This window comes from Tamaricihabitans halophyticus (assembly GCF_004340875.1).
Lineage (GTDB): Bacteria > Actinomycetota > Actinomycetes > Mycobacteriales > Pseudonocardiaceae > Tamaricihabitans > Tamaricihabitans halophyticus.
On the sequence record NZ_SLXQ01000002.1, the window covers coordinates 478,562 to 503,318 of the forward strand.

Sequence of the window (24,757 nt, forward strand, 5' to 3'; positions counted from 1 at the left end):
GTTGGGTCGTCAGGCGTCCATCGTCTTGTTCACCGGCAGCTCGCCGACCTGGCAGTCGGCCACCCCGACGGTGTCCCTGGTGATCTTTTCGACGTTCTCCTGCGCCTTCTGCGCGTCGGTGACCCACAGCTTGTAAAACTCGAACGGGCAGTCCGCGACACCCTTGTCGCCATCGTCTGCCGCGTGCACCCCGGAATAGCCTCGGTGCAACAGCTTGAACAGGTGATTCTGCGACTGGTCGTACTCTCGCGCGTCGCGGATCGCGGACAGCGAAAGCTGGGCGTACTGGATGCCGTACTCCTCTTCGCCCGTCTCGCCAAGAGTTCGGCCGTCGAATCCGATGATCGAGGAGTGCCCGAAGTACGAGTACACCCCGTCGAAGCCGGCGGCGTTGGCGACCGCGACGTAACAGTTGTTCGCCCACGCCATCGCTTTCGCGATGAGTACCTGCTGGTCCTTCGCCGGGTACATGTAACCCTGGCAGCGGACGATGAGCTCGGCGCCCTTCATCGCGTAGTCTCGCCAGATCTCCGGGTAGTTCCCGTCATCGCAGATGATCAGCGAGATCTTCATCCCTTTTGGACCTTCGGTGACGTACGTGGTGTCTCCCGGATACCAGCCTTCGATCGGGCACCACGGCAGGATCTTGCGATACTTCTGCGCGATCTCGCCACGGTCATTGATCAACACCAGCGTGTTGTACGGCGGTTTGTTCGGGTGATCTTCATGCTGCTCGCCGGTAATCGAGAACACGCCCCAGGTTTGCGCGGCGCGGCAGGCTTCCGCGAAGATCGCCGTCTCCTCGCCGGGAACCGTCGCCGCGGTGGCGTACATCTCGTCCTGGTCGTACATGATCCCCTGCGTCGAGTACTCGGGGAGCACCACCAGATCCATGCCGGGTAGGCCGGACTTCATGCCAACCACCATGTCGGCGATCTTGCGGGCGTTGTCCAACACCTCGGCCTTGGTGTGCAGTCGAGGCATCTTGTAGTTGACCACCGCGATGCCAACCGTGTCCGGACTCGCGGAAATGTCACCGTGCCGCATGGGTTTCTCCTTGTCTGTGCTGGAGTTGTCAAGCTCGCTATGGATGTGCGCGGCCGCTGTGGCCGCGCAAGGTCAGGTGTGCGCTGGCTGGCTGACCAGAGTGGAGCCACGCCGGCCGGCGAGTACGGCGGCAATTCCCACCAGCGCGAGGCATCCGAGCGCGCCGACCGTCGCGACCGTTGCCGTCGCCTGGTATCCACCTGTCATCGCCGCGAACGCGGGCAGTGTCGTGGTTGGCTGGCTGAGCAGCAGCACCGTCCATGCGGTGAACGTGCTCAGCCGATCCATTCCGAGGCCGAGCACCAGGAAGAACAGGAACCACAACAGGGCCCAGGCAAGCCAGATCACGCCGAATACCGGGTCACCGTCTCGCCAGAACGAGAAGCCGGCGTAACTCACCGCCGCCACCGCGACGAACAGACAGAACCAACCGAGGCCTTCGGGTGCGAGGTCGGCCAGGTTGGCAATACCGACGTACAGATAGGTGAAGCCAAACAGGAACAGCCCGGACGCCGCGAATACCGCATCGGTGTCCGCGCCGGCCTGGATGATCAGCACCGTGGGCGTGATGCACTGCAGGCCGCCGACGAACAGGTTCAGTGGCGCCGCCGCGCGACCCGTCACCTTGCCGAGCAGCATCAGCCCGTTCAGGAACAGTACCGCGCCGACGTAGATCAGTCCGACATTGTTCATCGCCATCCTCTTTCCCGCGGCCCGGACAACGGGCGCCGGTTGGCTGATCTTCGGACGACCACCTTTGGAATAATTTCAAATGAAAATAATGGACGCTCGGGGTGCCGTCAAGACGGATTGGCGCTGGATCAACTGCCGTGCACGGGTTTCCCGGGGAGGGGGAAGGGTAGGTGCCGGGCGAGACCTACAGGCGGGCGATGATGTCGAAGTCGTAGCCGTCCGCGACGGCAAGATACACATGCTGCGCGGCCTGCTGGCCGTGAAACTCGATCGTGCCACGCGGGCCGTGATAGGCGACGCCGTCAATGGCGGCATTGAGGTCGGCCAGTTCCGGCGTGCCCGCGCGGCGCGCGAGATGCGCGAGGGTGTGCAGGCCTTCGTAACAGGATTCCGCGGCGTTGTTCAGCGGCGGCGCGTGTGGTCCGTGCAGTCCCACGTAGCGGCCGAGTAGATCCAGCGCGTCGGCGGTGGCCAGCGAGCGGAAGTAGGCCGCCGAGACGAACAGGTTCTCGGTCGCCGCGCTACCGCTGGCCAGCAGCATGTTCTCCTCCATGAGCGGGCTGAAGCGAACCAGCCGCTCGTGCAGCCCGCGCGCGGCGAACCGGCGATTGAACTCCACCGCGTCCTGGCCGACCAGCAGCATCAACACGCCGTCGCAGGCGGTGGGGTCGATCTGGTCGAGCAGTGCGTCCATATCGGCGGAACCGAGCCGGACAAAGCCTTTTCCGACGATGTTCAGATCGAGCTCGTGGGCGAACTGGTCCGTCGCGGTTGCCGAAAGATGTGGCCATACGTAGTCGTCGCCGGCGATGAACCAGCGGCGGGCGCCGGTGTTGTCGCGCAGCCAGCGCAGTGCCGGCGCGATCTGGAAACGCGGGGTCTCGCCGGAACAGTAGATACCGGCGCGCTGTTCGCCGCCCTCGTACAACGAGGAGTAGACGTAGGGCACCCGGTCGGCGAGTACCGGGGCGAGCGTGTTGCGCACGCTGGAGATATGCCAGCCACTGACCGCGTCGATGCGCCCGGCGGCGAGTAGTTCGCCTACCTTCGCGGCGATCTCTCGTGGATGCGCACCGCCGTCTACGACATCGAAGGTGACCTCCCTGCCGAGAATGCCGTCCTCGTTGTTGAGTTCGTGCACGGCGAGTTCGGTGATCGCCTCGCAGGATGGGCCGAACAGCCCGGCGGGACCCTGCAAGGGGATCACCATCGCGATCCGCCAGCAGTCGCGCTGCTGGCGCGTGGCGGTACGGAGTGCCATGGCGCAACCAACCTGGTATCGGACGAAAGATCGGCTGATCTCGCGAATACCTTGGCTTATTTTCAACTGGAAGTCTTACAATCGGTGGGTAATTTCGCAAGTGCGACAGACGGTGGAGAGATGGCGGAGCGCGGCGTGGTAACCGAGGTTTCGTTGACGGCCGCGCTCACCCGCGCGGCACACGAGGTCGCGAGTAGCGTGCAGCGCGCCGTCAAGGACGAGGGGTTCTCCTTCGACCAGTGGCTGGTGATCGAATCGCTGGCCGGCTCGCACGGGATGGCGATGGCCGAGCTGGCCGCGAACACCAAGGTCACCGGGCCCACCTTGACCAGGGTGGTGGATCGGCTGGTCACCACGGCGACGGTGTACCGCGAGGTCGACGCCACCGACCGGCGCCGGGTGTTGGTCTACCTCAGTCCGCGTGGCCGTGCCGTGTATCGCCGGTTGGCGCCGAAGGTGGCGGAGCTGGAAAGCGAGCTGCTCGAGCGGATCCCGGAACCGGCGGTCGTGCTCAGTGGGTTGCGCTCGTTGCATTCGACCGAGGCGCCGGCGGAGTAGGCGCGCGTCGAGCGAAAACCCGGCGGCGGTGCGGTGCGATCGGCAGGGCAGAATCGGGGTATGGCTGATACGACCTCGAACGCCGCCCGCATTCGCGAACTCAATGACACGATTCGTTACACCATGTGGTCGGTTTTTCGTGCGGAGCCCGGACGGTTGCCCGCCGACCGGGCGCAGGCGGCCGGTGAGGCGAACGACTATCTCGAAGCCTTGGCGGACAAGGGTGTCACGGTGCGCGGCGTTTACGATATCGCCGGTATGCGGGCCGATGCGGACTACCTGATCTGGTGGCATGCGGAGGAAGTCGAGCAGGTTCAGGCCGCCTACTCGGGTTTCCGGCGGACGGCGGTCGGCAAGGCGTCTGTTCCGGTGTGGAGCCAGGTGGCGCTGCACCGCCCCGCGGAGTTCAACAAGAGCCACCTGCCCGCGTTTCTTGCCGGCGAGGAGCCCCGCAAGTACGTCTGCGTCTACCCGTTCGTCCGGTCTTATGAGTGGTATCTGCTGCCCGACGAGGAGCGTCGCGAGATGCTCGCCGAGCACGGGATGCAGGCGCGGGATTTCGGGGATGTGCGGGCCAACACGGTGGCCTCGTTCGCGCTGGGGGACTACGAGTGGATCCTCGCCTTCGAAGCCGATGAGCTGCACCGGATCGTGGACCTGATGCGGCATCTGCGGGCCAGCAAGGCACGCAGGCATGTGCGTGAGGAGATCCCGTTCTTCACCGGTCCCCGGGTACCGATCAGCGACGTGGTGACCAACCTGCCGTAGCCGAGCCGCGGCTCCATCGAACCGCGAGCTCTGCGGATCTTGCGGTTACTGCGTGTGATCGCGTTCTTTAAGGTTAGCCGGCTCAGGCCTCGGCGGGTGCCAGGCGCATGGCGACCGAGTTGATGCAATACCGCTGGTCGGTTGGCGTACCGAAGCCCTCGCCCTCGAAGACGTGGCCGAGGTGGCCGTGGCAGGTTGCGCACAGCACCTCGACGCGGCGCATTCCCATGCTGTTGTCCTCGCGGAGCAGCACCGCGTCCGAGTCCGTGGGGTCCCAGAAGGATGGCCAACCGCAGCCGGAGTGGAACTTCGTCTCGCTGCGGAACAGCTCGGCGTCACACGCCCTGCAGTGGTAGACGCCAACGGTTTCGGTGTCGGTGTAGGCACCCCGGAAGGCCGGTTCGGTTGCCGCTTCGCGTAGCACCGCGTACTCGTCCGGGGACAACTGCGCGCGCCACTCCTGGTCGGACTTCACCACAGCGGGTTTCGCGCCGGCGACTGGTTGCTCCATGACACCAGGCTAACCCGATCCGACGGGCCCGGACCGGGCGTGGTCCGGCCAGGTCGCCAGCGGGTCACGGGCCGAATGCGGAGAGCAGGTAACCGAGTGCGCTCCAGAGTGCGATGAGCACGGCGAGTAACAGCAGGCTCACCAGGGCAATCGCCGCGATCCGGCGCCAACCAGTCGCGCGATTCACCGAATCGGCACGCTCGTGGTCGAAACGCGCGGCAGCGCTTGCCGGTATCGCGCGTCCCGCGGATCCGGAGCCTGGTTCATTCCAGTTCATGCCGGAATGACCTATCTGCGCCATATTGTCCACGGTAACCTGTCCGCGCGAACAAGCCTAGGACATGTCCCTCAAATCGGGCGAGTCGCCCAGTGGTAGGCGCACCTCGAAGCCCGCGCCACCTGCGGCAGGCGCGAACGCGCGGACTCGACCGCCGTGTGCCGTGGCGATCGCGGCGACGATGGCAAGGCCAAGACCGGCTCCACCGTGTTCCCGCGACCTGCCTTGATCGGCCCGGTAGAAGCGATCGAATACGGCTGCGCGCTCGGTGTCGTCCAGCCCAGGGCCCGAATCGGTGACACTGATGACCGCCACGTTTCGCGCACTGCGCAGAGTGACTGTCGCGGGTGCGGTCGGCGGGGTGTGCCGGGCGACATTGCCAAGCAGGTTGCCGAGGACCTGCCGCAGCGACGACGCGTCGCCAGATACGGGCGGCACCGTCGTGGCGTCCAGCCGGATCGGCCGGTCCGGCTCGGTGGCGCGCGCGTCGGCTACCGCGTCCGTGACGAGCTCGAGCAGATCGACTGGCTCCCGCAGCGGCGGGCTGCCCTCGTCCAGCCTGGCGAGTAGCAGCAGATCATCAACCAGCAGCCCCATTCGTGCTGCCTCTGCCTCGATTCGTCGCATGACCTTGGCAAGGTCGTCTGGCCGGTCGGCGGCACCTCGGTGGAAGAGTTCCGCGTAACCACGGATCGTTGCCACCGGGGTGCGGAGTTCGTGCGAGGCGTCCGCGACGAATCGCCGTAGCCGTTTCTCGACGGCGACGCGCTCGGCGAAGGTGCGCTCCAGCTGGCCCGCCATCTCGTTGAACGCACCGCCGAGCCGGCCGATCTCCGTGCCTTCCCCGGTATCGGCAACCCTGGTGTTCAACTCACCGTCGCCCAACTGGACCGCCGCCGCGGTAACCGCGTTGAGCGGTCGTAACTCCCTGGTGATGAGCCGGGCGGCGAGGAGTGCGAGCACGAGCAGCGTGACCACAAAAGTGCCGATCGCGATTCGCGCCACGCGTCCGGTCAGTTCCGCGTACTGGGCGGCGTGCAGCGTGACGGCCGCCGGGCTGATCTCCGCCAGCTGGGCGGTGTAGCGGTCATCGTCCCAGTCCTGCAGGGCGCCGAAGGTCGCGCCCACGGCCACACCCAGCCCCACGGTGAGCAACCCGACGACGACGATGATCAGTCGCGTGCGCAGGCTGGCCTTCGTACGAACGCGCCACCGCATCAGTCCGGCCGCCGTTCCGGCAGTCGCAACGCGTAGCCCACCCGAGGGACCGTGTGGATCAGCGCCGGTTCGGTGGCGTCAACCTTGCGGCGCAGGTAGCTGATGTAGGTCTGCACCACCGCGTCGTTGCCGCCGAAGTCGTATTCCCAGACGTGTTCCAGGATCTGCCGTTTGGTCAGCACCCTGCCCGCGTTGATCAGGAGGTACCGCAGCAGGGTGAACTCGGTCGGGGTGAGCTCGATCAGCACCCCGGCACGCCGGACCTGGTAGGCGTCCTCGTCCAACTCGAGATCGGCGAAGACGTGCTTGGCGCTGTCCTTGCTCGGTTGGGTCCTACGCAGTACCACCCGAACGCGGGCGATGAGTTCCTGCAGGCTGAACGGTTTGGTCAGGTAGTCATCACCGCCGATGGACAGCCCGGTGATCTTGTCCTCGGTCGCGTCCCGCGCGGTGAGGAACAGTACGGGTGTCTGTACGCCATCTCTGCGCAACTGCCGGCAGGTGTCCATTCCGGAGCCATCCGGAAGAAGTACGTCGAGCACGATGAGATCCGGGCGAAACTCCCTGGTGTGCCGGATCGCCTCACGGTGCGAGCCGGTGGTGCGGGTGTCAAATCCTTCGTAGCGCAGCGCGGTGGCCACCAGGTCGGCGAGGTACTCCTCGTCGTCCACGACGAGGACTCGGTGTGGCTGTTCGTTCACCGCTCCATCATCGCCGCCGGTTCGCGTTGCCGGGGCCGTTCACAGAGAACTCTCAGAACGCCGGCACCACACACACTGAACGGGTCGCTTGTCTGGTCGGCATGGACAAGCTCGTACGCGTGATCGTGGCGCACCGCCTCAGGGCCGGCGCCGCGCTACTCCTTCTGTTCCTCGCCGGCCTCGCCGCTACGCCGTTTCTCGTTCAGCACGTGGCTGAGGAGTACGAATATCCGGGTCTGCCCGCATGGGAAGCCAACCAGCGGATCAGTGCGGAATTCGGCACCGGCGGCTATGAACGCCCGTTCGTGCCAGTGATCACTTTGCCTGGTGGACAAACCGCGACGGACCCGGGCACCGCTTCGGTACTCGCGGATGCCTTCGACACGCTGGGCGAGCAACCGGGAATGCGCGTCGCGCACTACGGCAACACGGAGGATCCTGGCTTTCTCAGCCCGGACCGGACGAGTGCCTACGGACTCGTTTACCGCGCGCCCGTGGAACAGGGCGGCATGCCTGGCGACGCGCTCGGTGAAACGCCCGATGTCGGCCCGGAGATCGCTGAGCTGCTGCGACCGGAACTGCCAGCCAGTGCGGAACTACACGTCACTGGTCTGGATACGCTCGCGACCAGTGGTGATGCCGGCGGGCTCGACGTGCCGGTGAAGCTCGCCGTGGCGGTGCTCGCCGCGGCCGCGGTGCTGTACTGGTTGTTCCGCTCGGCGCTTGCCCTCGTTCCGCTGCTGATCGCGGCGGTGGCGGTGCCCATCTCGATGCTGGTGCTACTCGCCGTCTCCACTGTCGCCGAGATTCCGCACGCGGCGCTGATGGCACTGCCCCTGATCGGCCTCGGAATCGCCATCGACTACGCGTTGCTGCTGGTCACCCGATGGCGGGAGGAGCGATCGCGCGGGGCTTCGGCGGAGGAAGCCACCCGGCTGGCGATGACCAGGGCGGGCAATTCGGTGGTGTTCAGTGGGGTAGCGGTGGCGATCGGGCTGGCCGCGCTCACCGCGCTGCCCATCCCGTTCCTGCGTGGTCTCGGACTCGGCGGAATGGCGATCGCGCTGAGCAGCGTGCTGGTGACCCTGGTGCTTTTCCCGATGCTGCTGGTCAACGGCCGGCGTTGGCTGGTGGGCAATGATCGCGCGGTGCGCAGGGACAAGGCGGCGAGCGCTACCTGGACCGCGATCGGCCGCTGGGTGGTCCGGCACCGACGGCTGGCCGCAGGCGGGGTCACCGCGCTGCTCGGGACGCTGGCCGTCGTCGCCTTCGCGGTGAATCCCTCGCTGCCAAACAGTGATCAGCTGGCCGAGCACGGGCCAGGGCATGCTGGCTTGACCACCCTGCGTGATGCCGGCATTCCATCAGGTGTACTTGGTTCGTTCGATGTGTACCTGCCCGATGCGGCCTTGGCGCCGGAGGTCACCGCACGGCTCGGCGAACTGCCCGGGGTACGGGCGGTCGCCGCACCCGAGGATGCCCAATGGCGTTCGGGCGAAGCCGCCGTGCTCAGCGTGGTTCCAGTCGACGAGGGCGGTTCGGTGGCCGGTCAGCAACTCGTGTCCGAGGTTCGCGCCGCCGTACCGGATGGGGTGCTGGTCGGCGGCAACACCGCGCAGCAGCTGGACTACGTCGACGTGGTCTACACCGCACTGCCAGTGATGATCGCTGTGCTGGGGTTGGTCACCTTCGTGTTGTTGGCCCGCGCCTTCCGGTCCCTGCTGTTACCGGTCAAGGCGATCCTGGTGAATCTGCTTTCGCTCGGTGCGGTGCTGGGGATACTCGTGCTGATCTGGCAGTTCGGCTGGGGTACCGAGCAGCTTTTCGGTATTCCGGCGAACGGAACTATCGGGACCTTCGTGCCGGTCACCGTGTTCGCGTTCCTTTATGGGTTGTCAATGGACTACGAGGTGTTCGTGCTGGCCAGGATACGTGAGGAATACGACCGCACCAGCAGTACCCAGGCGGCGGTGGTGCACGGGCTCGGCCGAACCGGTCGGTTGGTCAGCTGCGCCGCGCTGATCCTGTGCCTCTCCTTCGGAGCGGTGGCCTCCGGCGGCGAGCTGGACGTGGCCATGTTCGCTTCCGGGATCGCGGTCGGGATCATCCTGGACGCCACACTGGTTCGCGGGGTCCTGGTGCCGGCCACCGTGGCGATGTTCGGCCGCTGGAACTGGTGGCTTCCCGCCTGGGCAGCCCGGCTGCTGCGGGTACCGGCGTCCCCTGTGCGGGAGCGCGCGGCTGAGGGGGTTCAGCTGGCCAGGCAGGCGTAGGTGGCATCGACCAGCCCTCGGGTGCGTGGGTCACCGGCGAGCGGGTCCGCCGGCCAGGACAGCCGGTTCGTCACGTATCCGATGGCCAGTCGATGCTCGGGATCGGCGAAGCCGAAGGACCCGCCGTAGCCGGTGAAACCGAAGGCATCCGGGTTCGGTCCGTAGTGGCCGCCGTTGTTCCGGGTGTAGCCGGGTCCCCATTCGTTCGGGAAATCGGGCGCGGCCAGGTTGATAAACAGATCATGCAGTGTGCCCTGGCCGGCGCGACAGCGCTCGATGGCGTCCGCGCCGGAGAGCACTCGTACCCCGTCGAGGTGGCCGTCACCGGCCAGCGCGGCGTACATCCTGGCCAGCCCGTGCGCGGTGCCGTGGCCGTTCACCGCGGGCAGCTGTGCGGCCTGCCAGCGTGCGTCCAGCGCGTACGGCAGGCCCCACGGGCCGGCGAGCATCGCCGCGACCACCTCGGGCAGCCCCTCCGCCGCGCGCATCGCGGCAACCGCGGGGTAGACCTCCTCCAGCCCGGCCAGCCGGTCGCGTTCCGCCGCGCCCAGTCCGATATGGAAGTCCAGGCCGAGCGGTTCGGTGAGCTCGCGCCGCACGAACTCGCCGACGCTCGCGCCGCTGATCCGCCGGATCACCTCACCGACGAGCCAACCGAAGGTGTTGGCGTGATAGCAACTCAGCTCGCCAGGCCGCCACCACGGCGACATCTCGGCGAGCATCGTGGTCATCACGTCCCAATCGCAGACGTCCTCCAGAGTGACCGGTCGCGGCGTGGCGGCGAGGCCCGCCTGGTGGGAGAGCAGATAGCGCACGGGGATCCGTTCCTTGCCGCCGGCGGCGAACTCGGGCCAGTAGCGGGTGACCGGCGCGTCCAGATCCAGCTCGCCACGATCGGCGAGCAGGTGCGCGGCCAACGCGGTCACGCCCTTGGTCGCGGAGAACACGCAGCACAGCGTGTCCGCCGACCATGGCGTCGAGCCAGCCGGATCCCGGTGGCCGGCCCAGACATCGACGACCGGTTCGCCGTCCTGGTACACGGCGAAGCCGGCGCCGATCTCGCCGTGCCGGTCGAAGTTGTCCCGAAATACCTCGACGACCGGTTCGTACTCGCTCCGCCAGCCGCCGTTCGGCTCGATCCGCTGCTCGCTCACTGGCCCTGCCCCTGCCTGCCTCTATCGTGGAACCGTTCCTTGTCCTGGATGGGTGAGCATGACATCGGTTTCGACGTGGTTTCTTGAACAGAACGATTGCCGTGCGCGGTTCGCGGGAATCGCGGGGCTTTACCTGTTCGGTGAACCGGTGGCGGCCTGGGCACCGCGAAGTCACCATCCGGCATGGAAGGTGCTGCTACCGATCGGTGGCGCGGCCGCGGTCGTGCTCGCCGGCGGCACCATCGTGCAGGGCAGGGGGGAGTACTGGTCGCACCGCAGGCCAGTCACCAGGCGTATGTCTCATCCGGTTATGTCGCGCTGTTCGTCAACCCATGGTTGACCTCCCGCGCGCGGGAGGCCGCGGCCGCGCCGATCGAACCGGCCACCGTGCGCCGGCTACTCGCGGCGCTGCGGTTGGCTGGGCCCGCGCCGGACCTGCCAGCCGCGCGAAGGGAACTGGTCACGTTGCTCGGGCCGGCGCCGCCGGTTGATCCGCGCGTCCAGTACGTGCTTGAGGCGCTGCCGCGTACCGCCCGGATCGCCGATCTTGGCGCGGAGGTCGGGCTGTCCCTGCCCCGGTTACGCGCACTTGTCGACCGGGATGTGGGGATCTCGCTGGTTCGGCTTCGGCAGTGGCATCGGGTCGGCCACGCGATCGCCGAGTTGCCTCGGGTGCCGGTCAGCCAGGCCGCGCTACTCGCGGGGTTCGCCGATCAGGCGCATCTGACACGAACCAGCAGGCGGCTGGTCGGCCGCACACCCGCCGCGATCGCGGGTACACCGAGCTGACGACGGCCCGGGCGGTGCGTGCGCACTCGGGGTGTTGGAGCACAATGCACGAGGCAACGCCCAGCGTGACCAGCGCGCAGCCAGAAAGCGACCATCCAGGAAGCGAGAAGAGTGCAGTGGAGGCAACAGCATCGTGACGACCGCCAACTCGCCGCAGGTAAGCGAGACGGAACCGATCCAACCGGATGCCGCGCAGGCTGAGCGAGCCCTGCACCAGCGGATCGCCGAGGAACTCACGGTCGGGCCGAGGCAGGTGCGAGCCGCCGTGGAACTCCTCGATGGTGGTTCAACGGTGCCGTTCATCGCCCGCTACCGGAAGGAGGTCACCGGTGGCCTGGACGACGAGCAGCTGCGCACGCTCGAGGAGCGGCTGCGCTATCTGCGTGAGCTCGAGGAACGCCGGACGGCGATCCTCACCTCGATCCACGAGCAGGGCAAACTGGATGACGAGCTGCGCGCGCGGATCATGGCCGCGGATTCGAAAGCCCGGCTCGAGGACATCTACCTGCCCTACAAGCCGAAGCGGCGGACCAAAGCGCAGATCGCGCGGGAAGCCGGTCTGGAACCGCTCGCCGATCTGCTGATCACCGACCCCAGCCACGACCCGAAGACCGAGGCCGCTGCGTTCGTGGACGCCGAGGCCGGCGTGGCCGACGAAACCGCGGCGCTGGAAGGAGCGCGAGCCATCCTGGTCGAACGCTTCGCCGAGGACGCCGACCTGATCGGCGAGCTGCGGGAGCGGATGTGGGCACGCGGTCAGCTGAAATCCGCCGTGCGGGAAGGAAAGGAGACCGAGGGCGCCAAATTCGCGGACTACTTCGAGTTCGCCGAGCCACTGGACAAGCTGCCTTCGCACCGGATTCTCGCCATGTTCCGAGGGGAGAAGGAAGAAGCACTCGAACTCGACGTGATCCCCGAGGAGCCGAGTGAAGACGGCGGTCCGAGCAGCTACGAGCGCAGCATCGCGCACCGGTTCGAGATCGCCGACGAGGGGCGAGCAGCGGATCGCTGGCTGCTGGACGCGGTCCGCTGGGCGTGGCGTACCCGCATCCTGATGAACCTGGGTATCGATATGCGTGGCCGGCTGCGGCAGGTCGCGGAGGACGAGGCGGTCCGGGTGTTCGCGAGCAACCTGCGGGATCTGCTGCTCGCCGCGCCCGCCGGGTACCGGGCAACGCTGGGGCTGGACCCCGGGTACCGGACCGGCACGAAGGTGGCGGTGATCGACGCGACCGGCAAACTGGTCGCGACCGAGACGATCTATCCGCACAAACCGCAGGGGCGCTGGGACGAGGCGCTCGCGGTGTTGGCGCGACTGGTGCAGGCGCACGGTGTCGAGCTGATCGCGATCGGCAATGGCACCGCGTCCAGGGAGACCGACAGGCTGGCCGCCGAGCTGGTGAAGGTGCAGCCCAAGCTGACCAAGATCGTGGTGTCCGAAGCCGGCGCTTCGGTGTACTCCGCCTCGGCGTACGCTTCCCGTGAGTTCCCCGAACTGGACGTGTCGCTACGGGGCGCGGTGTCCATCGCCCGTAGGTTGCAGGACCCGCTGGCCGAGCTGGTCAAGATCGAGCCGAAGTCGATCGGGGTTGGCCAGTACCAGCACGATGTCTCCGAGGCGAAGCTGTCCCGTTCCCTGGAAGCGGTGGTCGAGGACTGTGTGAATGCCGTCGGGGTCGATGTGAACACCGCGTCGGTGCCGCTACTGACCAGGGTGTCCGGCATCGGCGCGAGCCTTGCCGAAAGCATCGTCACGCACCGCGAGGCTACCGGCCGGTTCCAGTCCCGTGGCGGGCTGAAGGACGTGCCGCGCCTCGGGCCGAAAGCTTTCGAACAGTGCGCGGGCTTCCTGCGGATTCGGGGCGGGGACGATCCGCTGGACGCTTCGGCGGTGCACCCGGAGTCCTATCCGGTGGTGCACCGGATCAAGGAGGCCACCGGCAGCGAGCTGGACGCGCTGATCGGCAACGGCTCGTTGTTGCGCGGGCTGGACCCGAAGGCGTTTGTGGACGATTCGGTTGGTCTGCCAACCGTGAACGACATCCTGACGGAGTTGGAAAAACCCGGTAGGGACCCTCGGCCGGAGTTCCAGACGGCCGCGTTCGCCGAAGGCGTGGAGACGCTCGCCGACCTCAAGCCGGAGATGGTGCTGGAAGGTGTGGTCACGAACGTCGCCGCCTTCGGCGCCTTCGTGGACATCGGGGTGCACCAGGATGGACTGGTACACGTTTCGGCCATGTCCAAATCGTTCGTGTCTGACCCACGCGATGTGGTGAAGTCTGGGGATATCGTCCGGGTCAAGGTGCTCGAAGTGGACGTTGCCCGCAAGCGGATCGGCCTCACCCTGCGGCTGGACGATGAGGTCGGCGGCGGCCGTGCCACCGGTAAGTCCGGTGGCAACCAGCGCGGCGAGCGGCCAGCCGCGGATCGTGGGCAGCAGCGCAAGGGCGGCCAAGGTGGTAAGGGCGGCCAAGGCGGGAAGGGCAAGGGTGGCGGTCGGCAGCGTGATGGTGGCGCGCCAAGCGGCTCGATGGCCGATGCGCTACGCCGGGCTGGGTTCGGCGACCGCTGATCGATTGTCGCGCCGCGCGGGTCTGATCGGGCCCGCGCGGCGGTCCTTTGTCGACTCGAACCGGTGATCCTTTCACCGCAATATCCCCAAATAGATTGCGATCTGGTGGTGGCCCGGTAATCTGCGACAGCATGGCCGGTGCTCATCGGATCGTGCGCGTGCTTTCCGTGCTTGCGGTCTTGGCGTGTGCCGTGGCGATCGTGTTACTGGGTTTGTTGCATATCAGCCCGACGCTGGGCGGGCTCAGCCCGTTCACCGACGTGCTCAGCCACTATGCGCACCGGCCGGGACGCTGGCTGTGGGATCTCGCGCTGATCGTCACCGCCGTCGGCTCGGTGGCGTTGCTGGTGGGGATGTGGCTGGCTGGCGTGCTGCGTGGCGTGCTGGCGGTGGCGGGCATGGTGGCCTGGTGCGGTGGTTTGCCGCTGGTCGTGCTGTTCCTCAAGGACCCGCAAGGTGGGGCGGTGACGATGGCCGGCAAGATCCACCTTGCCGCCACGATTGCCTGCTGTGTGGGCCTTGCGGTGACCGGTTTGGCCATCGGCAGGCGGTACCGGTCGCACCCGGAGTGGCTACGGTTCGCTCGCTGGTCGTGGTGGTTTGCGGTGGTGTGTCTGCCGCTGTTCGTGCCCTTCGTGCTCCCCATGGTGGGTGAGGTGCTGCTGAACCAGGACTGGCAGCCGTATCTACCGAACGGGTTCTTCGAGCGCATCGTGGCCGTGCTGGACGGATGCCTGCTGTTGCTGTTCTCGGTATGGACGTGGCGGGCGGCGGATGGACGGTCGGAATCGACTGGGGCCGTTCAGGAGTGGGCAGCACCGGTCGCGCGGGGCTAGTCTGGATCACAGGGCTTCGCCGGGCGATTGAGCGGTGAGCGGGAGGCGCGGCGTTCGGCGAGCGGAACCGGGTCGACAAGTGGAGTAGCGAGATGGCTCGTGCCGCCGCGGAAACGATCTACCCGTTACTGGGTGCCGTGCTTGGTGATCAGCTTCGTGTCCGATTGCGTTGTTGGGACGGTAGTGTCGCGGGCCCACCGGATGCCTCCGTCCATCTGACGCTGCGCCGCCGGAGGGCGTTGCGCCGACTGTTGTGGGCACCCAACGAGTTGGGCTTGGCGCGCGCGTTCGTTTCGGGCGATCTCGATGTGGACGGTGACCTGTTCGAAAGTCTCGCCCAGCTGGACAGGGTGGTGCATCCGGAACGCGGTGAGCCGATCAGGGCGGACCGCACGGGTCGGGTGGCCGCGCTGAAAGCGGCGTTGCGCCTCGGTGTGCTCGGACCGCCGCCGAAGCCACCGGTCGAGGAGGTTCGGCTTGCCGGGCGGCGACATTCGTTGCGGCGGGATGCTTCCGCGATCGCGCATCACTACAACCTCAGCAACGAGTTCTACGGGCTGGTGCTCGGGCCTTCGATGACCTATTCGTGTGCCTATTGGACAGACGAGGCGAAGGATCTCACCGAGGCGCAGACGGCCAAGCATGACCTGGTGGCACGCAAACTGGAGTTACGCCCCGGCATGCGGGTCCTGGACGTCGGCTGCGGCTGGGGCGGTTTCGTGCGGCATGCCGCACGCGAGTACGGGGCGCGTGCGGTGGGCATCACGCTGTCCACCGAGCAGGCCGAGTTCGCCAGGAAGCGGGTCGCCGAGGAAGGTCTCGGCGACTTGGTCGAGATCAGGGTGCAGGATTATCGCGAGATCCAGGATGGGCCGTATGACGCGATCGCGAGCGTCGGGATGGCCGAGCATGTCGGGGCGGCCGGGTTGCCCGGGTATGCGGCCACCCTGTTCGAGTTGCTGACACCGCGGGGGCGGCTGCTCAACCACGCGATATCCCGGCGGCCGGAGTTCACCGTGCGCAAGGACAAGTCCTCGTTCATCGACCGCTACGTGTTCCCGGACGGCGAACTCGAACCGCTTGGGGTGCAGGTAAGCGCGTTGGAGCAGGGCGGTTTCGAGGTTCGCGATGTGCAGTCGCTGCGCGAGCACTACGCGCGAACGCTGCGGGCGTGGGTGGACAATCTGCGCTCCGGCTGGGCCGAGGCCGTGCGGCTGACCAGTATCGGGCGGGCGCGGGTGTGGCAGCTGTACATGTCCGCCTGCGCGCTGACCTTCGCGATCGGTCGAATCGGGGTGAACCAGGTACTCGCGATACGCCCTGACACCGACGGCGGCAGCGGGATGCCCGCCGTCCGCCGGATCTGATGCCCGGCTACTGGGCGGCTTTCATCGTTTGCAGCATGTACCCTGCTATACCTTGTACGGTCTCGCAGGCGTCGCCACTTTGGTTACTGGACGACGTTCGCACACCAACGTCCATCGACAGATCGTCCCGCAGTCCCACGGAGACGGTGCAGCTTCGGCTGACTGCCCGGGTGGCATATATGACAGCTGGATGCCCTTCGATGTCACCGACCGGCTCGAACACGTTGTACCGGCCGCGTGAATTGGCGTCATAGACTCCGGTCAACCCGCGTCCACCGGCAGTAACAAGAATTATGCTCGCGAGGCCGGACGTTTCAACATTTGCCCAGCTGCAGGTAGGTCCAGCGGTTGAATCCTTGTCTACTTCCCCTTGTTCGGGAAGGTTCAAATCATTCAGTTGGTTGGGTGTCAACGCCGCACATGGATCCTGTTCGAACTTGGACACGTCCAACGGTTCTTCAACGGCAGGAGCACCGTGTCCCGGTAGGCCGCCGTCATCATTCGAAGATGGGCTCGGCGAGGAGCCATTGCTCTGTGGCGATGCGGGTTCTGCGGTGCCGGGCTCTTCCGTCGAACATCCAACAAGGGTCAAAGAGGCGACTGCGAGAACAAACAGCGATGCTTTACCGGTACGTAGCATCAAACGGGACCCACCGATCCATCCTGCTTCTTCAGGTTGCGTTCTGCCTCGTCTTCCGTCTCGTTGTAATCGCCTAGGGCCGCAGCGCACTTATCCACCTGCACAAGACAATAGTCGCGACGTTCAATCAGTGAGTCGATGACCTTTGTCCAGCAGCATTGGCTGCCAATGCGTAACGGGCACTAACGTATTCATCGCCCGGCCCCTCGATCTGCGTCAGTACTTCTGCCTTCCGGGCGTCCATCTCGTAGGAGTCAGCCAGGCGTTGCCACCTGTTCTTGATAGAGCGAAGTTGTTCTTCGGTGTACTCGAAACGTCCCGCCGACTCGCCACCGCCGCTGGCGACTTCCTCCAACTGGTTAATCTGATTGGTGCCGATAGCGACGGCCCCCGAGCCCAATGGCTGCGCCCGGACCTTCTGCTGGCTGGCTCATGTTCCCCTCCCATGCGACGATCGCGTACGGCTACATGCTGCCAGCACGGTATCACCGCATGCGATTGTCGCGAGGGCAATCAGTCAGAACGAGCTGGATAGAGCGCTGTTAATTCCCCTGGAGGTTAACCTACGGTCACCTGATTGGGAGAAGTTAGTCCAGTTCGGTGAGTAGGGCGCGCCAGGCGGAGCAAGGGATGGTGAGGTGGTCGCCCGCGCGGTTCTTGGTGTCCCGCAGGTAGACGGTGTCCTCGGCACGTGCTACCTCCACGCAGTCACCGTTGTCGCCGCTATAGCTGCTGGTGCGCCAAGTCATGGTCTTCGGGTCGGGCATGGTCATCGCTACTGTCTCCATCCGGATAGAGCTCGATCGCGGTATTGCCAATCAGCTCCTTCGATTGTCGCGCATCCAGGGCTGTCTCCGCGAGCCTGGCCAACATGGCCCGATAGGTGGCAATCTCTGCCGCTTCCTCGAGAAACACGCTGGTCGTCTGGCTTTCCAGGTAGACGACCGGCTTGAAATCGACGATGTCCAGTAGGAGGAAGGCGCCCGCGACCCCGGCGTGCCCGCCCTGATGGGCCGGGACCACCCGCAGGTCGATATGCGGCCGTACCGCCATCCGCAGCAGGTGGTGCAGCTGTTCGGACATGACCTCCGCGCCACCGACCGGGAGGCGAAGCGCGAACTCGTGGACGAAGAACGTGAACTGAATCGGTTGCTCGCGGCTCAGCAGGCTCTGCCGGGCCAGCCGGGCGGCCACTCGTTCGTCGATTTCGGTTGGCGGAACATTGCCGGCCTCGGTGAGTAACGCCCTGGTGTAATCGCCGGTCTGCAACAAGCCTGGCACCATGCAAAGTTGAAAACTGTGATACTTCGCCGCGTTGTTCTCCAGGTCGACCAGGATGCGGAGCTGCTTCGGGAGCCCCGTGCCGAACTGCTGCAGCAAGCCGGGACGGTTTGCCTCCCGGCACAACCACAGCATCCGGTCCCGCTCCGCGCCGGTGACATCACATACCGCTAGGAACGCGGACAGATCCAGTTCGGCGCAGGCACGTTTACCGCTGAGGTTGCGCGACAGTCGCGCCTCGTCCCAGCGGAGCTTGCGCGCTATCTCCTTACCGGACAGTCCGGTCGCGCGCAGGGCCTGTCTCATCGCATCGCCGAGTTGTCGGCTGCGGATCGTGGGGAAATCGCTTTCCATGGTGGCCCAACCTAGCGAGGGCAGCCGACGTCGAGCACCGTCAACGCGAGTTGTTCGCCGGAAAGACGCATCGATTGTTCGGCGTGCAATTGGTTCACTAACCTCGCGACACCTCTGTCCACAAACGGGCGCAAGATCCCTAAAGATTGCGGTTACGGAGCCCGGCGAAGTCAGGCGGGGCAAGGGGTGCCGTCGTTCGGCACGGTGCCATTCGTGAGAAACGCGGTCGCGGCTTCCGTCGCGCAGTCCGACTGTCCCATCGCGCCATGCCCGGCGCCCTGCCATTCGACCCGTACGGCGGTGCGCAACCGATCCGCGGCGCGCGCCGTGCCACGCTCCGGCGTGATCGGGTCAGCCTTCGTACTGAGCACCAGAATCGGCGGCGCATTGGCGCCATCCGGAGTGGGCAACGGCTCGGTCCGGCGCTGCCACGGCGAACACCAGGCAAGCCGTTGCGCGATCAACGAGCCGAACACGGGATACTTGTTCGCCCAGTCGCCCGCCGTCTCGGTGATCTGGTTGGGAGCGAGCCGATCCATCCGGTCATTGCAGCTGTTCACCAGCGCGCCATCCAGCCCAGGCGGCAGGGTGGGGGATCCGGCCAACATCGGTTCCACAAAGGTCGCGAGTTTGCCCGTGTTACCGCCGCGCGCCTCGGCGACCGCGGTTGCCAGCTCGGGCCACCGCGAACGATCGGCCAACCCAACGAGTACCGCGTACAGCGCCGTTCCCGGACCCATGGTCACGCCCTGGCCCGTCCGCGTTTCGTTACCTCGCAAGGTGTCCAGCAGTTCGGTCAGCGCACCCTGCGGATCCCCGCCGAGTGGGCAGTCCCCACCGGTGCAGTTGGCGGCGAACGCCGCAAAGGCCGCATCCGCGCCGGCCGCGGTCTCTTCGGTCGCGGCCAGTTCGTCATCGCCAGGGTCGGGCGCGCCATCCAGCACCAGGCGCCCGGTGCGGTCCGGGTGGTTCGTCGCATACAGGCTGAGCAACCGGGAAGCCTCGCCGCGAGCGATCGCGTTCAGATGGCGCAACCCCAGTGCTTCCCGTACGGCTTCCAGATCGGCGATGGCATGGCTGGTCTCCAGCGCGCTGAACTGTGTCTCCAGTCGCAGCGCACATTCCTTACCCGCTTCCCGTGCCGCGTCGAGTACCGGTGTCACATCCGTCGCGGCCGGATCGATCTCGACAAGCTGCGCGCGGGTGGCCGCCGGCACACAGTTCGCCGCATCGGATTCGCCGGTACCCCTGCGGTCCACGCCGATCAGCGAGAACTGCTTGAGCAGCTCGTCGGGTAGCCGCTCGGCCAGCTGCGCGGCATACACCGTGCCCGGCGTACCCGTCACGTCGTTCAGCACGAGAAGTGGCGTTTGCCCTTCGCCGACCTTCGACACCGCGATCCGCGAACTGCCCTGGTCCTGCGGGCTGTCCGGGGATGTCAGCAGGCCGCGGACCTCGGCGCATTCGTAGTTCGCGTCCCCGGCCAGCGTGACCGTGGAGCGCTGCTTGATCTCCTCGGTGCACTCCGACCAGCTGATTCGCGAATCCGGTCGCTCCAGCGGCGGCAGCTTCGCCGGGCCACGCTCGCGTTGCCGGTCCTGATCACCCTGTTCCTGCATGACCACTGCCGGCCGGGTGGACGGGCCCGCGGTGCACGCGCCGATCAACAACAGCACGCCGATACTGAGCAGCACACCACGCACGCGGTGCGCTGTTGACCTGCTCGGCACGACACCCCCTCAACTACGGCTGCCCGCCAGCCTCGCACGCCTTGGGTGAGACCTGAGTGAGGGTGTCGTCAGCGCACCCTGCGGCGTTCGCCGGCGTCCAGCTCGAGGCGTACCGCGGCGGGTAGTTCGGGCAGGTCAAGTGTCTCGCGGGCGCCGGCGAGCACGCGTTCGTCCAGCTCGGCCCACACCGCCTGCAGGCTCGTCCCTTCCCGCAGCCACAGGGTCAACCGCAGGGCTGGCGCCGCGGCCGACCCGACGACTCTGGCCCGCGCCCGGGTCACCCCGGTGATCGACGCGGCGGCGGTGCCGACCGCGTTCGCCAGCGCGCCGGCGGTGACCCGTAGTTCGGCGCCCACCGTGCGGTCGAGCTCCAGATCGGGGCGGGCCTCCGGACGTAGCGCGCGCACCAACCACCACAACCCGGCGACCACCAGCAGCAGCCCAGCGGCCAGCGCGACGATCCGCGCGGGCGTGGCGTGCGCGGTGAGCCAGTCCACGGCGATCGGGTCGCGCAGCGGACGGGCCGCCCGGTATGTACCGAGCCATCCGAGCCCGATGACCAGCACGGCCGCCCCGCCGGCGAGCGCGAGTAGCCCGACCATCGTGACGAGTAGCCGTTCCGCGCGATAGGAACGGGCGAGTGCAGAGGCGGCGTTCATCGGCGCTCCCGCGCGGCGGTCACGACCACGGTGACCCGAGGCTGGCGGGCCAGCGGCAACTCGGCAAGAAGCTCCCGCACCGAATCCAGCAACCGCGGCCGCAGCTGGCCAGCAGACTCGAGCCGGCTGCGCGCCTTCACCTTCACCTTCTTCGCGCTTGCCGTCACCGAGGCCCCGGAGACCGCGTCCTGCGCGCGGACATGCCGGCCGACCAACCTGGCCAATGCCCTCGGCGAGGTGGACACGCTGACCGCCGTGCCAGGGTCGCGTAGCCGAATATCCCTGGTCTTGGCCGCGGCCGAGGCGAGTAGCAGCACCAGGCCGAGCGCCGCGAGGACGCCGGCGGCGACCAGCGTTTCGGTATCCGACCAGTGCCTTCCGTCCAGATACCGCAACCAGGACGGCCAGGGCACCAGCAGTGGCGCGCGCTGTGGCCAGGCCCACGACCAGCCCACTTCCCCGACGGTGAGCGCACCCAAGCCGAGCAGGGCAAGGCCGAAGAGGCCGGAAAGTAAACGGACGAACAAGCGCACGGGTCGTTCACTCCACTCGTGCCTGGGTTTCCGGTAGCAATGCGGAGACCGTGACCTTGACGCCGCGAACCCGATAGGCGGTGATGCGCGCGACCTCGTCGATCACGCGCTCGCGAATCTCGGCGACGACGGGACGGATCGGGGTGGGGTAGTGCACCGCGATATCGAGCTGCACCTCCGCCTCATTGCCCTGACAGGTGACCTTGGCGGTTGAGCCAGTCGTGCCGATCCCGACGCCGGCGACCTTTCGCTGCGCCCGCGCGGTGCCCGGCACCAGGTCAGCGGTGCGCTGTGCGACTTTGCGAACCACGGCGTCGGCGATGTGCAGCGTGCCCCGGTCCTCCGGCGGTACTGGTTGCTGGCTCACCGGTCTCGACCTTTGCCGAAGAGGTCACTGGCATCCCATTCGCCGTCCAGCACTCGGCCAACCACCAGGCCGATCACCCCGACGGCCAGGGTGACCAGGAACGCGGTGAATCCTTGTGTCGCCGCGAGACCGAGTACCAGACCGGCCAGCATGCCCGTCTGTGTTGCGTTCATCCTCGTTCGCTCCTCTGTTCAGACGTCACATCGGCGGGTCATTCGACTCGTGGTGCCCTGTTCCGGCGCTCACGCCAGCGCCGCAGGTAGAACAGCGGCAACCGCAGCCCGCGTGGCCGCCGCACGATCTCGATCGGCGCGTCGTAGGGGTCGGTGTGCTCAGCCTGCTGAGTGGATCGCGCCGACTCCTCAGCCATCCGTTCGAACCGTGCGAGTCCGGCCTTGAACACCTCGGGGTCGCCACCGGTATCCGGATGGTGGGCGCGGATGAAAGCGAGAAACGCGGCGCGGCGTTCCTCCTCGGTCACGGCGCGGCCCCACCGCACCGTTGCTCGTGCCCCTCCAGATCGGACACTACGGCCATCGGATCCGCTCCTCGGCGCCAGTTGCTGAACGGCCACGGGCGCACCCCGCATCCCCGGGTGCACTACCGCCATTGTTCCGGGGTGCACTCGAGTTGGCGAGCTGGAACGCCGGCTACTCGACGCGGGAAGGCGCATTTTCCTCGTCGTCTTCGGCGACGTAGACGTCGTTCACGGCGAGGTTCACCTCGATGACCTCGAGTCCGGTCATCCGTTCCACCGAGGTGATCACGTTCTTGCGCACCACGCGTGCGACGTCCGCGATCGCGGCGCCGTATTCGATCACCAGGTCGAGGTCGATCGCCGCCTGCTTCTCGCCGACCTCGACCGCAACGCCGGTGGTCGACGCCGTTCCCGCACCGGGGATGCGTTCCTTGATCGCTCCGACCGCGCGTGACATGCCACCGCCAAGGGCATGTACCCCGCTGACCTCGCGTGCCGCGATGGACCCGATTTTCTGTACGACGGTGGACGAGATCGTGGTCTTGCCGAGGCTGGTTTCCTCCGCCTGCCGTGCCGGCGCTTCGTTCACGCGGGTGGCGGGAGTCGACTCGGATCCGGATTTCGCCGGGGTGTTCTGCGCCATCAATGGGCTCCTTTCGAGCTGAACTGCCTAACCGGGCGATGTCGCGATCATCAGTCTCGTACGCGACCTTCTGCCATCCAGGACATCCCGAACGGGTGGCACGGCACGCAGGATCACCCATTTGGGGGAGCTGGGTGGTGGCCGCGGAGCGCTGCTACGACCCGCGTCGCCGGTACCGGAGCAGGAGGAAGTCCTCGTCGTGCAGTACCGAATCGAGCCGCAGGGCGCGCGGCACGGCCTGCTCGGTGCCGGTGGCGATCCGACCGGCGGTGCCACTTGCCAGCAGTGGGGCAACCGTCAGGCACAGCTGGTCGACCAGGTCCTGCTCGATGAGCTGGCCAAACAGTCGAGGACCGCCTTCGCAGCACACTCGGGACAGGCCCTGCTCGTGCAGCAGGCGCAGCGCCGTTGGCAACTCCACCCGGTCATCACCGGCGAGCAGGATTCGCGCGCCAGCCGCGGCCAGCCGCGCCCTGCGGTGTTCCGGCGCCGCCGCGCAGGTCACGATGATGGGCGGCACGGTGCGGTCACTGAACAGCCGCGCCGAGGGGGCGAGCGTGCAGCTGGCCGTGACCACCGCGATCGGCGCCACGTCGGAAAAACCGAAGCGACGACGGCGGGCGAGCTTGCGCGGCGTGCGGGGCACCGGACGGTAGTCCTCACTGGTCACCGTCTGGGCTCCGACGAGGATCACATCCGCGAGGTCCCTGCCAAGCAGGAACACCCGGCGATCTCCTTCGCTGGACAACCCATCCGAGGTGCCCGCCACGCTCACTGCTCCGTCCGCGCTGGACACGAAATTGACCTGGACCCAGGCGCGCTCAAGCGCGGTGGGGTACGCGTAGAGCCGCGCGAGATCCGCCTCGCCAATCCTGTCCGGCTCGCCAGGGCCGGCCCCGGCGCTGGACAGGAGGCTGCGCATGCCCGACGACGATACGCGACTAGGCTCGACCGCATGTGCGCCATGCGGCTGTCCGAACGGCAACCCGAGATCCGGCCGGACGAGCTCGTTGAATCACTCGTTCCCCCGCCGCGATTCGACGACGTGCGGCTGGCGACGTATCTACCCAACGAGGATGAGCCGAGTCAGCGCGCGGCGGTGACCGCCTGCGCGGAGTTCATCACCGAGGTGAACAGTGACTCGAAGGCCAAGCCGCGCTGGCGCCGGTTGTTCGGCGGTGCCGGAAACGGGGAAACCGGTGTCTCGGGCAGGTACTTCGACGGCGGTTTCGGGGTCGGCAAAACTCACCTGCTCGCGTCGATCTGGCATGCGGTGGAAGGCCCGAAGGCGTATGCGACCTTCGTGGAGTTGACCCATCTGGTTGGCGCCCTTGGGTTCAACACCGCGGTGGAGCGGCTGCGCGCGCACCGGTTGCTGGCCATCGACGAGTTCGAGTTGGACGACCCTGGCGACACGATGCTGGTCACCCGGTTGCTCAGTGAACTGATGAACGCGGGCGTGCGCATCGCGGCGACCTCGAACACGTTGCCGGACAAGCTCGGCGAGGGCCGCTTCGCCGCCGAGGATTTTCTGCGCGAGATCCACGCGCTGTCCGCGCGCTTCGCCGTGGTGCGAGTGGACGGTCCGGATTACCGGCATCGTGGTTTGGCGCCCGCGCCGGAACCGCTGGACGATGCGGCGCTGCGGGAGAGCGCGGCGAGCAAAGCTGACTCTACTTTGGACGATTTTGACGAGCTGTGTACCGCGCTGCAATCCCTACACCCTTCCCGGTACGGTCGGCTACTGGATGGCGTCTCGGTCGTGCACCTGAGTCAGGTTCGTCCGGCGAGCGATCAGAACGTCGCACTGCGGCTGGTCAGCTTCGCGGATCGGCTCTATGACCGGGCGATTCCGGTACTTGTCTCCGGGCAGCCGGTTTCCGAACTGTTCGGCGCGGAGATGCTGAGCGGGGGATACCGCAAGAAGTACCTTCGCGCGGTATCCCGATTGGCCGCGCTGGCCAGAGACGGTGCGGTCATCTCCTAGCCGGCCCCTCCCGGGTACGAAGCGGAAATCCGATCGCACCCGTCCGCGTCGATAAGCGAG

General features: G+C 66.8%; 29 protein-coding genes. 9 read left to right on the top strand and 20 right to left on the bottom strand.

The annotated features are described in order from the left end of the window. Positions 1 to 9 precede the first annotated feature (9 nt). From EV191_RS09840 to EV191_RS09850, 3 genes are all read right to left on the bottom strand, one after another. Positions 10 to 1,047 carry an aliphatic amidase gene (locus tag EV191_RS09840; RefSeq protein WP_132876600.1) on the bottom strand — a complete coding sequence of 346 codons (1,038 nt, stop codon included), beginning with the start codon at positions 1,045 to 1,047 and terminating at the stop codon, positions 10 to 12. Between the two features lie 72 nt (positions 1,048 to 1,119). Next, the gene (locus EV191_RS09845) at positions 1,120 to 1,740 is read right to left on the bottom strand and encodes an AmiS/UreI family transporter (protein WP_132876601.1); all 621 of its coding nucleotides are present in this window, start codon (positions 1,738 to 1,740) and stop codon (positions 1,120 to 1,122) included. Positions 1,741 to 1,924: 184 nt separating this feature from the next. Then, on the bottom strand, positions 1,925 to 3,001 hold the full coding sequence (locus EV191_RS09850; protein WP_243658854.1) for a substrate-binding domain-containing protein: 1,077 nt from the start codon (positions 2,999 to 3,001) through the stop codon (positions 1,925 to 1,927). A 120-nt stretch (positions 3,002 to 3,121) separates the two neighbouring features. On the opposite strand from EV191_RS09850, the gene EV191_RS09855 reads away from it, so the two are divergent. Continuing rightward, positions 3,122 to 3,559: a MarR family winged helix-turn-helix transcriptional regulator gene (locus EV191_RS09855; RefSeq protein ID WP_132876602.1), complete on the top strand. Its 438-nt coding sequence runs from the start codon at positions 3,122 to 3,124 to the stop codon at positions 3,557 to 3,559. A 60-nt stretch (positions 3,560 to 3,619) separates the two neighbouring features. Beyond that, the gene (hemQ, locus tag EV191_RS09860) at positions 3,620 to 4,327 is read left to right on the top strand and encodes a hydrogen peroxide-dependent heme synthase (protein WP_132876603.1); all 708 of its coding nucleotides are present in this window, start codon (positions 3,620 to 3,622) and stop codon (positions 4,325 to 4,327) included. Between the two features lie 82 nt (positions 4,328 to 4,409). Here hemQ and msrB read toward each other — a convergent pair whose 3' ends face one another. From msrB to EV191_RS09880, 4 genes are all read right to left on the bottom strand, one after another. Continuing rightward, the gene (msrB, locus tag EV191_RS09865; RefSeq protein WP_132876604.1) at positions 4,410 to 4,838 is read right to left on the bottom strand and encodes a peptide-methionine (R)-S-oxide reductase MsrB; all 429 of its coding nucleotides are present in this window, start codon (positions 4,836 to 4,838) and stop codon (positions 4,410 to 4,412) included. Positions 4,839 to 4,902: 64 nt separating this feature from the next. Further along, the gene (locus EV191_RS09870; RefSeq protein WP_132876605.1) at positions 4,903 to 5,139 is read right to left on the bottom strand and encodes a hypothetical protein; all 237 of its coding nucleotides are present in this window, start codon (positions 5,137 to 5,139) and stop codon (positions 4,903 to 4,905) included. A gap of 33 nt (positions 5,140 to 5,172) precedes the next feature. Beyond that, positions 5,173 to 6,333: a sensor histidine kinase gene (locus EV191_RS09875; RefSeq protein WP_132876606.1), complete on the bottom strand. Its 1,161-nt coding sequence runs from the start codon at positions 6,331 to 6,333 to the stop codon at positions 5,173 to 5,175. Next, positions 6,333 to 7,034, bottom strand: coding sequence for a response regulator transcription factor (locus tag EV191_RS09880; RefSeq protein ID WP_132876607.1), 702 nt, complete (start codon positions 7,032 to 7,034; stop codon positions 6,333 to 6,335). The genes EV191_RS09875 and EV191_RS09880 overlap by 1 nt, the downstream gene beginning before the upstream one ends. Positions 7,035 to 7,135: 101 nt before the next feature. Between EV191_RS09880 and EV191_RS09885 the strand changes: the two genes are divergently transcribed. Continuing rightward, positions 7,136 to 9,307, top strand: coding sequence for an MMPL family transporter (locus tag EV191_RS09885; protein ID WP_132876608.1), 2,172 nt, complete (start codon positions 7,136 to 7,138; stop codon positions 9,305 to 9,307). Here the strand turns inward: EV191_RS09885 and EV191_RS09890 are convergent. Continuing rightward, a complete protein-coding gene (locus tag EV191_RS09890; RefSeq protein ID WP_207894472.1) occupies positions 9,286 to 10,461 on the bottom strand; it encodes a serine hydrolase domain-containing protein in 1,176 nt (391 codons plus the stop codon). The two genes, EV191_RS09885 and EV191_RS09890, sit on opposite strands and share 22 nt — an antisense overlap. A gap of 58 nt (positions 10,462 to 10,519) precedes the next feature. Between EV191_RS09890 and EV191_RS30340 the strand changes: the two genes are divergently transcribed. From EV191_RS30340 to EV191_RS09910, 5 genes are all read left to right on the top strand, one after another. Further along, positions 10,520 to 10,801 carry a hypothetical protein gene (locus EV191_RS30340; RefSeq protein ID WP_207894473.1) on the top strand — a complete coding sequence of 94 codons (282 nt, stop codon included), beginning with the start codon at positions 10,520 to 10,522 and terminating at the stop codon, positions 10,799 to 10,801. After that, on the top strand, positions 10,798 to 11,250 hold the full coding sequence (locus tag EV191_RS09895) for a helix-turn-helix domain-containing protein (RefSeq protein ID WP_207894474.1): 453 nt from the start codon (positions 10,798 to 10,800) through the stop codon (positions 11,248 to 11,250). Before EV191_RS30340 ends, EV191_RS09895 begins: the two co-directional genes overlap by 4 nt. 175 nt (positions 11,251 to 11,425) lie before the next feature. Beyond that, positions 11,426 to 13,822, top strand: a complete 2,397-nt coding sequence (locus EV191_RS09900; protein WP_132876747.1) for a Tex family protein — start codon at positions 11,426 to 11,428, stop codon at positions 13,820 to 13,822. Between the two features lie 131 nt (positions 13,823 to 13,953). Further along, complete coding sequence (locus tag EV191_RS09905; RefSeq protein WP_132876610.1) at positions 13,954 to 14,658, top strand: DUF998 domain-containing protein; 705 nt, start codon at positions 13,954 to 13,956, stop codon at positions 14,656 to 14,658. A gap of 92 nt (positions 14,659 to 14,750) precedes the next feature. Next, entirely contained in the window at positions 14,751 to 16,025 is a 1,275-nt protein-coding gene (locus tag EV191_RS09910; RefSeq protein ID WP_132876611.1) for an SAM-dependent methyltransferase, read from the top strand. A 7-nt stretch (positions 16,026 to 16,032) separates the two neighbouring features. On the opposite strand, the gene EV191_RS30950 is transcribed toward EV191_RS09910, so the two are convergent. From EV191_RS30950 to EV191_RS09970, 12 genes are all read right to left on the bottom strand, one after another. Beyond that, positions 16,033 to 16,665, bottom strand: a complete 633-nt coding sequence (locus EV191_RS30950; protein ID WP_132876612.1) for a DUF3558 domain-containing protein — start codon at positions 16,663 to 16,665, stop codon at positions 16,033 to 16,035. A 127-nt stretch (positions 16,666 to 16,792) separates the two neighbouring features. Further along, on the bottom strand, positions 16,793 to 17,020 hold the full coding sequence (locus EV191_RS09920; protein ID WP_132876613.1) for a hypothetical protein: 228 nt from the start codon (positions 17,018 to 17,020) through the stop codon (positions 16,793 to 16,795). Between the two features lie 232 nt (positions 17,021 to 17,252). After that, positions 17,253 to 17,369, bottom strand: coding sequence for a DUF397 domain-containing protein (locus tag EV191_RS09925; RefSeq protein WP_341539603.1), 117 nt, complete (start codon positions 17,367 to 17,369; stop codon positions 17,253 to 17,255). Between the two features lie 19 nt (positions 17,370 to 17,388). Beyond that, positions 17,389 to 18,300, bottom strand: coding sequence for a helix-turn-helix domain-containing protein (locus EV191_RS09930; protein WP_132876614.1), 912 nt, complete (start codon positions 18,298 to 18,300; stop codon positions 17,389 to 17,391). Between the two features lie 170 nt (positions 18,301 to 18,470). Continuing rightward, positions 18,471 to 20,030 carry an alpha/beta hydrolase gene (locus tag EV191_RS09935; protein ID WP_132876615.1) on the bottom strand — a complete coding sequence of 520 codons (1,560 nt, stop codon included), beginning with the start codon at positions 20,028 to 20,030 and terminating at the stop codon, positions 18,471 to 18,473. Positions 20,031 to 20,098: 68 nt separating this feature from the next. Then, positions 20,099 to 20,689, bottom strand: a complete 591-nt coding sequence (locus EV191_RS09940) for an Asp23/Gls24 family envelope stress response protein (protein WP_132876616.1) — start codon at positions 20,687 to 20,689, stop codon at positions 20,099 to 20,101. Continuing rightward, complete coding sequence (locus tag EV191_RS09945) at positions 20,686 to 21,222, bottom strand: DUF6286 domain-containing protein (RefSeq protein WP_132876617.1); 537 nt, start codon at positions 21,220 to 21,222, stop codon at positions 20,686 to 20,688. Before EV191_RS09945 ends, EV191_RS09940 begins: the two co-directional genes overlap by 4 nt. A gap of 7 nt (positions 21,223 to 21,229) precedes the next feature. Beyond that, the gene (locus tag EV191_RS09950; RefSeq protein ID WP_132876618.1) at positions 21,230 to 21,589 is read right to left on the bottom strand and encodes an Asp23/Gls24 family envelope stress response protein; all 360 of its coding nucleotides are present in this window, start codon (positions 21,587 to 21,589) and stop codon (positions 21,230 to 21,232) included. Next, positions 21,586 to 21,762: a hypothetical protein gene (locus EV191_RS09955; protein ID WP_132876619.1), complete on the bottom strand. Its 177-nt coding sequence runs from the start codon at positions 21,760 to 21,762 to the stop codon at positions 21,586 to 21,588. The genes EV191_RS09950 and EV191_RS09955 overlap by 4 nt, the downstream gene beginning before the upstream one ends. A gap of 38 nt (positions 21,763 to 21,800) precedes the next feature. After that, the gene (locus EV191_RS09960) at positions 21,801 to 22,070 is read right to left on the bottom strand and encodes a hypothetical protein (protein ID WP_132876620.1); all 270 of its coding nucleotides are present in this window, start codon (positions 22,068 to 22,070) and stop codon (positions 21,801 to 21,803) included. A 169-nt stretch (positions 22,071 to 22,239) separates the two neighbouring features. Next, positions 22,240 to 22,710, bottom strand: coding sequence for an Asp23/Gls24 family envelope stress response protein (locus EV191_RS09965; RefSeq protein WP_132876621.1), 471 nt, complete (start codon positions 22,708 to 22,710; stop codon positions 22,240 to 22,242). Positions 22,711 to 22,864: 154 nt separating this feature from the next. Further along, positions 22,865 to 23,632 (bottom strand): pyrimidine reductase family protein, encoded by a 768-nt coding sequence (locus EV191_RS09970; protein ID WP_132876622.1) that lies wholly within the window; start codon positions 23,630 to 23,632, stop codon positions 22,865 to 22,867. Between the two features lie 33 nt (positions 23,633 to 23,665). On the opposite strand from EV191_RS09970, the gene zapE reads away from it, so the two are divergent. After that, a complete protein-coding gene (gene zapE, locus EV191_RS09975) occupies positions 23,666 to 24,697 on the top strand; it encodes a cell division protein ZapE (RefSeq protein ID WP_132876623.1) in 1,032 nt (343 codons plus the stop codon). The last annotated feature ends 60 nt before the right edge of the window (positions 24,698 to 24,757 follow it).

What these genes read in the sequence shown, in the direction of transcription:
- EV191_RS09840 (WP_132876600.1), bottom strand. Translation starts at nt 1,047, where the DNA reads ATGCGGCACGGTGACATTTCCGCGAGTCCGGACACGGTTGGCATCGCG.
- EV191_RS09845 (WP_132876601.1), bottom strand. Translation starts at nt 1,740, where the DNA reads ATGAACAATGTCGGACTGATCTACGTCGGCGCGGTACTGTTCCTGAAC.
- EV191_RS09850 (WP_243658854.1), bottom strand. Translation starts at nt 3,001, where the DNA reads ATGGCACTCCGTACCGCCACGCGCCAGCAGCGCGACTGCTGGCGGATC.
- EV191_RS09855 (WP_132876602.1), top strand. Translation starts at nt 3,122, where the DNA reads ATGGCGGAGCGCGGCGTGGTAACCGAGGTTTCGTTGACGGCCGCGCTC.
- hemQ (WP_132876603.1), top strand. Translation starts at nt 3,620, where the DNA reads ATGGCTGATACGACCTCGAACGCCGCCCGCATTCGCGAACTCAATGAC.
- msrB (WP_132876604.1), bottom strand. Translation starts at nt 4,838, where the DNA reads ATGGAGCAACCAGTCGCCGGCGCGAAACCCGCTGTGGTGAAGTCCGAC.
- EV191_RS09870 (WP_132876605.1), bottom strand. Translation starts at nt 5,139, where the DNA reads ATGGCGCAGATAGGTCATTCCGGCATGAACTGGAATGAACCAGGCTCC.
- EV191_RS09875 (WP_132876606.1), bottom strand. Translation starts at nt 6,333, where the DNA reads ATGCGGTGGCGCGTTCGTACGAAGGCCAGCCTGCGCACGCGACTGATC.
- EV191_RS09885 (WP_132876608.1), top strand. Translation starts at nt 7,136, where the DNA reads ATGGACAAGCTCGTACGCGTGATCGTGGCGCACCGCCTCAGGGCCGGC.
- EV191_RS30340 (WP_207894473.1), top strand. Translation starts at nt 10,520, where the DNA reads ATGACATCGGTTTCGACGTGGTTTCTTGAACAGAACGATTGCCGTGCG.
- EV191_RS09905 (WP_132876610.1), top strand. Translation starts at nt 13,954, where the DNA reads ATGGCCGGTGCTCATCGGATCGTGCGCGTGCTTTCCGTGCTTGCGGTC.
- EV191_RS09910 (WP_132876611.1), top strand. Translation starts at nt 14,751, where the DNA reads ATGGCTCGTGCCGCCGCGGAAACGATCTACCCGTTACTGGGTGCCGTG.
- EV191_RS30950 (WP_132876612.1), bottom strand. Translation starts at nt 16,665, where the DNA reads ATGCTACGTACCGGTAAAGCATCGCTGTTTGTTCTCGCAGTCGCCTCT.
- EV191_RS09930 (WP_132876614.1), bottom strand. Translation starts at nt 18,300, where the DNA reads ATGGAAAGCGATTTCCCCACGATCCGCAGCCGACAACTCGGCGATGCG.
- EV191_RS09940 (WP_132876616.1), bottom strand. Translation starts at nt 20,689, where the DNA reads ATGAACGCCGCCTCTGCACTCGCCCGTTCCTATCGCGCGGAACGGCTA.
- EV191_RS09955 (WP_132876619.1), bottom strand. Translation starts at nt 21,762, where the DNA reads ATGAACGCAACACAGACGGGCATGCTGGCCGGTCTGGTACTCGGTCTC.
- EV191_RS09965 (WP_132876621.1), bottom strand. Translation starts at nt 22,710, where the DNA reads ATGGCGCAGAACACCCCGGCGAAATCCGGATCCGAGTCGACTCCCGCC.
- EV191_RS09970 (WP_132876622.1), bottom strand. Translation starts at nt 23,632, where the DNA reads ATGCGCAGCCTCCTGTCCAGCGCCGGGGCCGGCCCTGGCGAGCCGGAC.
- zapE (WP_132876623.1), top strand. Translation starts at nt 23,666, where the DNA reads ATGTGCGCCATGCGGCTGTCCGAACGGCAACCCGAGATCCGGCCGGAC.